The sequence below is a fragment of the Halorubrum sp. AJ67 genome (assembly GCF_000513435.1).
Window position 1 is genome coordinate 62,421 of record NZ_CBVY010000002.1, and the last position, 7,600, is coordinate 70,020.

Here is a 7,600-nt window from a genome sequence, read left to right on the forward strand (position 1 = left end):
GTGCCCGGGTCGGGGGCGGCGACGCCCGTCGTCGCGTCCGGCCTCCTCGTCGTCGGCGTCGTTCAGGCCCGGTCGTCGTGAGCGTCCCCAAGCGAAACGGCGAAAACACACAGTTACGACGGGGTTTTAAGAGCGGAATCCGTACCGTGCTATATGATCACACAGCCTTTCGCGGCCGCCGATCCCGCGGGTCGGATCGATGGCCCCCACACGGGCAACAGGCTTATTCCCGGACCGGATCCAGATACGACCATCCCCCGCGAGGAACCATGAACGAAGTCCAACTCGAAGTGGCGAAGGCGTACCCGAACGACTCGGGCCGCGGCATCGCCCGACTCGACCCCGACACGCTGTTGCACCTGAAGCTCTCGCCCGGCGACATCATCGAGATCGAGGGCGCGGAGACCACCGCCGCGAAGGTCTGGCGCGCGGACCGTCAGGACTGGAACACCGACACCGTGCGGGTGGACGGGTTCACCCGGCAGAACGCGGACGTCGGCATCGGCGAGCGCGTCACCATCCGGAAGGCGGAGGCCGAGAAGGCCGACAAGCTCGTCCTCGCCCCGCCGGAGGAGGCGTCCGTCCAGTTCGGCTCCGACGCCGCCGGGATGGTGAAACGCCAGATCCTCAAGCGGCCGGTCGTCGAGCGCGACATCGTCCCCGTGATGTCGTCGACGAACCACCCGTTCATGCGGTCGCCCGGGCAGGCGATCCCGCTGATCGCGGTCGAGACGGAGCCGGACGGCGTCTGTCTCATCACCGAGGACACGGAGGTCGAGCTGCGCGAGGAGCCGATCTCCGGGTTCGAGAAGACCGGCGGCGGGATCACCTACGAGGACATCGGCGGGCTCCAGTCGGAGATCCAGCGCGTCCGCGAGATGGTGGAGCTGCCGATGAAACACCCGCAGATCTTCTCGAAGCTCGGCATCGAGCCGCCGCAGGGCGTCCTGCTTCACGGCCCGCCGGGCACCGGGAAGACCCTCCTGGCGAAGGCGGTCGCCAACGAGACCTCGGCGTCGTTCTTCTCGATCGCCGGCCCGGAGATCATCTCGAAGTACTACGGCGAGTCCGAACAGCAGCTCAGAGAGATCTTCGAGGACGCCAAAGAGGAGAGCCCGAGCATCATCTTCATCGACGAGCTGGACTCGATCGCGCCGAAACGCGAGGACGTCACCGGCGAGGTCGAGCGCCGCGTCGTCGCCCAGCTGCTGACGATGATGGACGGGTTAGAGACGCGCGGGCAGGTGATCGTCATCGGCGCGACGAACCGCGTCGACAGCGTCGACCCCGCGCTCCGCCGCCCCGGGCGGTTCGACCGCGAGATCGAGATCGGCGTCCCCGACGAGGTGGGCCGCAAGGAGATCCTCCAGATCCACACCCGCGGGATGCCGCTCTCGGACGACGTGAGCTTAGACCACCTCGCCGACGAGACGCACGGGTTCGTCGGCGCGGACATCGAGAGCCTCACCAAGGAGGCCGCGATGAAGGCGCTGCGCCGGTACCTCCCGGAGATCGATCTCGACGAGGAGGAGGTTCCCCCCAGCCTCATCGACCGGATGATCGTCAAGCGCGACGACTTCTCGGGCGCGCTGAACGAGGTGGAACCGTCGGCGATGCGCGAGGTGCTCGTCGAGCTACCGAAGATCTCGTGGGACGACGTGGGCGGCCTCAGCGAGGCCCAACAGCAGGTACAGGAGTCGGTCGAGTGGCCGCTCACCTCGCCGGAGAAGTTCGACCGGATGGGCGTCAACGCCCCGAAGGGGGTGTTGCTGTACGGCCCGCCGGGCACCGGGAAGACGCTGATGGCGAAGGCGGTCGCCAACGAGACGAACGCGAACTTCATCTCGGTGCGGGGCCCGCAGCTGCTCTCGAAGTGGGTCGGCGAGTCGGAGAAGGCGATCAGACAGACCTTCCGGAAGGCCCGGCAGGTGAGCCCGACGATCATCTTCTTCGACGAGCTCGACAGCCTCGCGCCCGCACGCGGGCAGGAGGCCGGAAACAACGTCTCAGAGCGCGTCGTCAACCAGCTGCTCACCGAGCTGGACGGGTTAGAGGACATGGGCGACGTGATGGTCATCGGCGCGACCAACCGGCCGGACATGATCGACCCCGCGCTGCTGCGCTCGGGGCGGTTCGACCGGCTCGTGATGATCGGCCAGCCCGACCAGGAGGGCCGCGAGCAGATCCTCGACATTCACACGCAGAACACCCCGCTCGCGCCCGACGTGAGCCTCCGCGAGATCGCCGAGATCACCGACGGTTACGTCGGCTCCGACCTCGAAGGGATCGCCCGCGAGGCCGCCATCGAGGCGCTGCGCGACGACGACGACGCCCAGGAGGTAGAGATGAAACACTTCCGGCGGGCGATGGAGTCGGTTCGGCCGACGATAAACGAAGACATCCTCGCGTACTACGACGAGGTCGAAGAGCAGTTCAAGGGCGGCAAGGGAGAGGCGCTCCGCGACACCGGCGGTCGCGTCGGGTTCCAGTAAGCGGCGGAGCCGCCCGGACGGCCGGGACGTCCCGACCTCGCGCTGCCGACCGTTTTTGCGTACACGTCCCGTATCGAGAGCCGAGCATGTCAGATGATGTTACCGTCGACGTGGAAGTCGAAGTGGAGGTCGACCGCGACGAACTGGAGATCGAGCGCGACGACGCCGAACTGATCGAGGCGACCTACGAGGCGAACGGGATCGAGATCGAGGTTGAAGCCGAGGTCGAGACGTACGGGTCACCGGACGGCGGCAGCGATAGCGACACCGACGGCGGCAGCGATAGCGACACCGACGGCGGCAGCGATAGCGACACCGACGGCGACGACGAGGGGGGCTACGAGGACTTCGAGTAGCGCGACGGGCCGGGGACAGTCATGCCCCGCGGTGACGCAGCGACGCGTTCCGCGCCTTTTAACCCCGCGAACGGCCAAAGGCAGGTATGTCTCAGCCCCGCGTCCCCGGCGGCGACGAGAACGCGCTGGAGCTGCCCTGCGGGGAGGCGATCGGCGTCGACGAACTGGACCTTGGGATGCGCGAGTACGAGTGCGCCTGCGGTGAGACCCACGCGGTCGTGATGGACGTCCACCCCCCCGAGCGGTTCCTCCCGGACTTTTTGGTCGATGTCCTGCGCGAAGCGATCGAGACGACCAGCGAGGAGATGCCGGAGTTCGACACGCCGCACCTGCTCGGCGTCGTCTTAGAGGAGTTCCCGGAGGCCGTCGTCGCGCACGACGCCAGCGAGAACGCGGACGTCGGGTACGCGATGGCATGGGTGACGGAGTTCGATTCCCGGCGGCTCCACGAGGTCGTCGTCGAACTCGTCGTCGAACTGATGGAACACGCCGTGAGCCACGCCGAAGACGACGAGGCGCTGTCGGCGTTCGAACAGGAGATGGTCGAGTTCGACGTGAGCGAGTTCGTCGAACAGTACCGGGCGGAGCGCGACCTCGAAGCAGAGGACCCGTACGCCTGAGCGCGACGATCGGACGTTCCGAGCCGGACGAGACGGACCACCCGATGCGCTGGTGCCGTGCGGTGTCTCCGGTCGCTCATTCTCGTTCGGAGGGATCGCTAAGGCGAATCCGGCCGGAGAGTTCGCGTTCGGCCGGCGGGCTGACGTTGATCCCCTCGGCTTCGAGCCGGTCTTTGACGGCCCGCGCGTACGCGGACCTAACCGCGAAGACATCGCGTCGAGTCGGGTCGGTGATCCAGTAGTGGACCCGGACCGAAACCGCGTCGTCACCGAGCTCGTCGACGTACGCGGCCGGAGGCGGGTCGGTGAGAATCCCCTCCGTCTCATCGGCCACCTCGATGAGCTGGTACAGTACGTCGTCGAGGTCGCTCTCGTAACCGACGCGGAGTTCCTGTACGATCCGATGATTCCCTCGGCCGTACGGCCGAGTGATCTCGTGTGCGGTCAGTATGGTGTTCGGGATGGTCACGAGCTCGCCGGCGGCGGTCTCGACGCGAGTGATTCGGAGGGCGATCGACTGTACGGTCCCCTCCCCGCCGTTCCACTTGATGTGGTCGCCGACGTTGAACTCCGGGTCGAGAACCAGTGCGACCCCGCTGACGAGCGATCCGATCACCTCGCGTGCGGCGATCCCCACCGCCAGCGCGACCGCGCTGATGACGAGCGCGGAGTCACCGAGGAGTTCCCCGTAGCCGGCGAGCGCGACCCCGACCAGCGTCCCCACCAGCACCACGAGGAGGCGGAAGTACAGGACAACGGCGGCTTGGAGGGTCGGGTTGTTGCGGTTCCGTCGCCGGACGGCTCGTCTGAGAACCGGTTGTACGACCAGCCACCCGATCAGGACGACCGCCGAGAAGCCGGCGAGAAACCAGCCGAGTTGAACCAGAAGCGGCCAGAACACGGTCAGCTCTTCGGGCCCGGGATCCGGCTCAGAGGCCTGTCGGAGCACCGTCGCCGCCGTGAGGATTCCCGTCGTCATCGATTCCCCGATCGGTCGCGTGAGTTCTTCGGAACGACCCCGTACGCGGGAGACCACCGAACGCTCCCCGGGAGGTTCCCGTTATCGGCCCGAGCTACCCGATCACCCGTCGGACTCTCCCGCTGGGCCTCGAACTCCATAGCCGGGGTACGCACTCGTACGAATTAAGTAAACACGACATATCGGGGCACAGTCACCGAATTCCCTTCCGTCGAGACTCCATACGGGCCGTTCGAACCGACGGAACGAGGTCGCGGACTCAGACCGAACCCCGAGTGGTATCTACCTGTTCGCTGAAACCGGATCGAGGTCCGCGATGATGAGTACCGCACCCCGATCGACGGGTCGGGTCCACGAGAACGGCCGCTACACCCCTTCTGTCAGACGGTTGTCCGACTCCTGTCTCACTGAACCCTATATGTTCGGAGACCGTACGTAAGACGTATGAGTGCCGGCGAATACGACCGGTACGAGCGGATCCGCGGCGTGCTCGCCGAGGCCGACGAGCCGCTGACGGCGCGGGAGATCCTCGCCCTCGTCGAGGAGTGCGACGATTGCGAGGAGATCGACAGCCCGCACCGCGTCGCCACGGTGCTCGGGCGGCGGGCCGAGCGCGGCGAGATAGAGGTTATCGCGGGTCAGCCGTACCAGTACCGGCTCGAAACCTGAGCGCCGCTCCGGTCGGCTACGGCGTCACGATCAGATCGAACCGATAGACACCGTCCCGGTAGTCGACGACGACGTTCCGGAAGTCGACCCGGTCGTCGTACTCCCCTATCGGTCGGAGGTCGGCGGCGATGCCGAGCGCGTCGAGGGCGTCGACGAGCGCGTCCGAGGGCGGATCTCCCTCCTCGTACCGACGCGGCTCCTCCGCGATTGCGTCGTCTAACACATCCTGAGCGGCGTCCGAGAGTCCGGCGTCGTCGAGGTCACGTCCGACGATCGCCTCGCGCGCGTGCTCCTCGAACCGGCTCCGCTCGTCCGCGATCTCGCTGACGGCGTACGTCCACTCGGGAACGACGACCGTCCGCCGCTCCGCGACCGGCCGGAAGTACTCGCCCTCGTACTCGACGAACGCGAACGGCGGCGAGGGGACGAGCGCGCTGGCCGCCGCGTCGAGTTCGTGATGGTACTCGACGGTCTGTAGCTCGTCGAACTCGGGGGTGCCGAGGAAGCCGTCGTTGCCCGCGTACACGGCCTCGAGCGCCGCGTCGAGGACGCGCTCGTCCTGCGCCGAGAGGTCGAACGGCGGCCGCGCGACCGTCGCGTCGTCGGGCGGCGTCTCGTCGACCCGTTCGACCGCGAAGTGCCACCGCTCCAGTTCGAGGATCCGCTCCTCGGAAATGCGGACCTCGTAGAAGGTCCCGTCTCGCCGGAGGAACGTCGGTCGCGGCCGCGTCTCGGTCCCCCACGCGTCGCGTCCGACGAGCGGCCACTGTCTGACGGTCACGCTGCCGGTCTCGGACAGTTCCGAGAGCCACGCCGCCTTCGTCTCGGTCGCGAAGTCGACGCGGGTCACGGCGTCGATTTCGGTCGGGTCCGGCCACAGGTACGGCCGACCGATCGACGAGAGGTCCTCCTCGTCGCCGAGGAGCGCGTACGAACTGAGACCACCGAAACTCAGGCATCCAGCCGTCGAGACGGTCGCGCCGGCAGCGCCGAGCAGTTGGAGGGCACGGCGGCGGGAACATGTCATATCCGCCTCGGAATCGCCGAGTTCCCGATAAATTCCTTGTGGTAGACGGCTCACCCCGTCGATTCGTCGCGGACGGGTCGTTCGCGGACCGGGAACGATCGGAGCCGCGACGGCGGTGTCGCGTATCGTGATGTGTCATACCTATTACCGTGGTACGGCACCGCTTGCGAAAATCGCAAACTCGTTGCGAGATTCGTACTCTACCGCCGACCTTATTACGATGAGCGTATTCCGTCCGCGTAATGAGCGAGGACCGGACGATTCTACTCATCGGCAGCGGACCGATACAGATCGGACAGGCGGCCGAGTTCGACTACTCCGGCGCGCAGGCGTGTCGCGCCCTCCAGGAGGAGGGCGCTCGCGTCGTCCTGGTGAACTCGAATCCGGCGACGATCATGACCGACCCGGAGACGGCCGACCGGGTGTACATCGAGCCGATCACGCCCGAGGCGATCGCGGAAGTCATCCGGATCGAGGAGCCGGACGGCGTCATCGCGGGGCTGGGCGGTCAGACCGGTCTCAACGTCACCGCGGAGCTCGCGGAAGAGGGGATCTTAGAGGAGCACGACGTCGAGGTGATGGGGACGCCGCTGGACACCATCTACGCGACGGAGGACCGCGACCTGTTCCGCCAGCGCATGGAGGGGCTCGGCCAGCCCGTCCCGAAGTCGACCACCATCTCCTTAGACGAGGACGAGTCCGTCACCGACTTCGACGAGGCGGCGTTCCGCGAGCGCGTCCAGTCGGCCGTCGACGACGTGGGCGGACTCCCCGTCATCGCGCGGACGACGTACACGCTCGGCGGCTCCGGCTCCGGCGTCGTCGACGAGTTCGAGGAGCTGGTCGAGCGGGTCCGCAAGGGGCTCCGGCTCTCGCGGAACAGCGAGGTGCTGATCACCGAGTCCATCGCCGGCTGGGTCGAGCTGGAGTACGAGGTGATGCGGGACGCCGACGACTCCTGTATCATCATCTGTAACATGGAGAACATCGACCCGATGGGGATCCACACCGGCGAGTCCACCGTCGTCACCCCCTCGCAGGTAATCCCCGACGACGGCCACCAGGAGATGCGCGACGCGGCGCTCGAAGTGATCCGCGACCTGGGCATTCAGGGCGGCTGTAACATCCAGTTCGCGTGGCACGACGACGGCACCCCGGGCGGCGAGTACCGCGTCGTCGAGGTGAACCCCCGTGTCTCCCGCTCCTCGGCGCTCGCCTCGAAGGCGACCGGCTACCCGATCGCCCGCGTCACCGCGAAGGTCGCCTTGGGCAAGCGGCTCCACGAGATCGACAACGAGATCACCGGCGAGACGACCGCCGCCTTCGAGCCGGCCATCGACTACGTGGTGACGAAGGTGCCGCGGTGGCCCATCGACAAGTTCGACGACGTCGACTTCGAGCTGGGCACGGCGATGAAATCGACCGGCGAGGCGATGTCGATCGGCCGGACGTTCGAG

7 protein-coding genes are annotated in these 7,600 nt (G+C 67.0%); 5 read left to right on the forward strand and 2 right to left on the reverse strand.

From position 1 onward, the window contains the following. Positions 1-269: 269 nt before the first annotated feature. The 3 genes from BN903_RS02415 to BN903_RS02425 all read left to right on the forward strand — a co-directional run bounded on the left by BN903_RS02415 (position 270) and on the right by BN903_RS02425 (position 3,468). Positions 270-2,492 (forward strand): CDC48 family AAA ATPase, encoded by a 2,223-nt coding sequence (locus tag BN903_RS02415; protein WP_048076223.1) that lies wholly within the window; start codon positions 270-272, stop codon positions 2,490-2,492. Positions 2,493-2,578: 86 nt separating this feature from the next. Continuing rightward, entirely contained in the window at positions 2,579-2,848 is a 270-nt protein-coding gene (locus tag BN903_RS02420) for a hypothetical protein (protein ID WP_048076224.1), read from the forward strand. Between the two features lie 86 nt (positions 2,849-2,934). Then, positions 2,935-3,468, forward strand: a complete 534-nt coding sequence (locus BN903_RS02425) for a DUF5815 family protein (protein ID WP_048076225.1) — start codon at positions 2,935-2,937, stop codon at positions 3,466-3,468. 76 nt (positions 3,469-3,544) lie between these two features. Here BN903_RS02425 and BN903_RS02430 read toward each other — a convergent pair whose 3' ends face one another. Continuing rightward, on the reverse strand, positions 3,545-4,447 hold the full coding sequence (locus tag BN903_RS02430; RefSeq protein ID WP_052334911.1) for a mechanosensitive ion channel family protein: 903 nt from the start codon (positions 4,445-4,447) through the stop codon (positions 3,545-3,547). A 444-nt stretch (positions 4,448-4,891) separates the two neighbouring features. Here BN903_RS02430 and BN903_RS02435 point away from each other — a divergent pair, with 444 nt between their 5' ends. Next, entirely contained in the window at positions 4,892-5,116 is a 225-nt protein-coding gene (locus BN903_RS02435) for a hypothetical protein (protein ID WP_048076226.1), read from the forward strand. A 16-nt stretch (positions 5,117-5,132) separates the two neighbouring features. Here the strand turns inward: BN903_RS02435 and BN903_RS02440 are convergent, their stop codons facing one another. Next, complete coding sequence (locus BN903_RS02440) at positions 5,133-6,143, reverse strand: hypothetical protein (protein ID WP_048076227.1); 1,011 nt, start codon at positions 6,141-6,143, stop codon at positions 5,133-5,135. A gap of 242 nt (positions 6,144-6,385) precedes the next feature. Here BN903_RS02440 and carB point away from each other — a divergent pair. After that, positions 6,386-7,600, forward strand: a 1,215-nt coding sequence (carB, locus tag BN903_RS02445) for a carbamoyl-phosphate synthase large subunit (RefSeq protein ID WP_048076228.1), incomplete at its 3' end; no start/stop codon positions are given.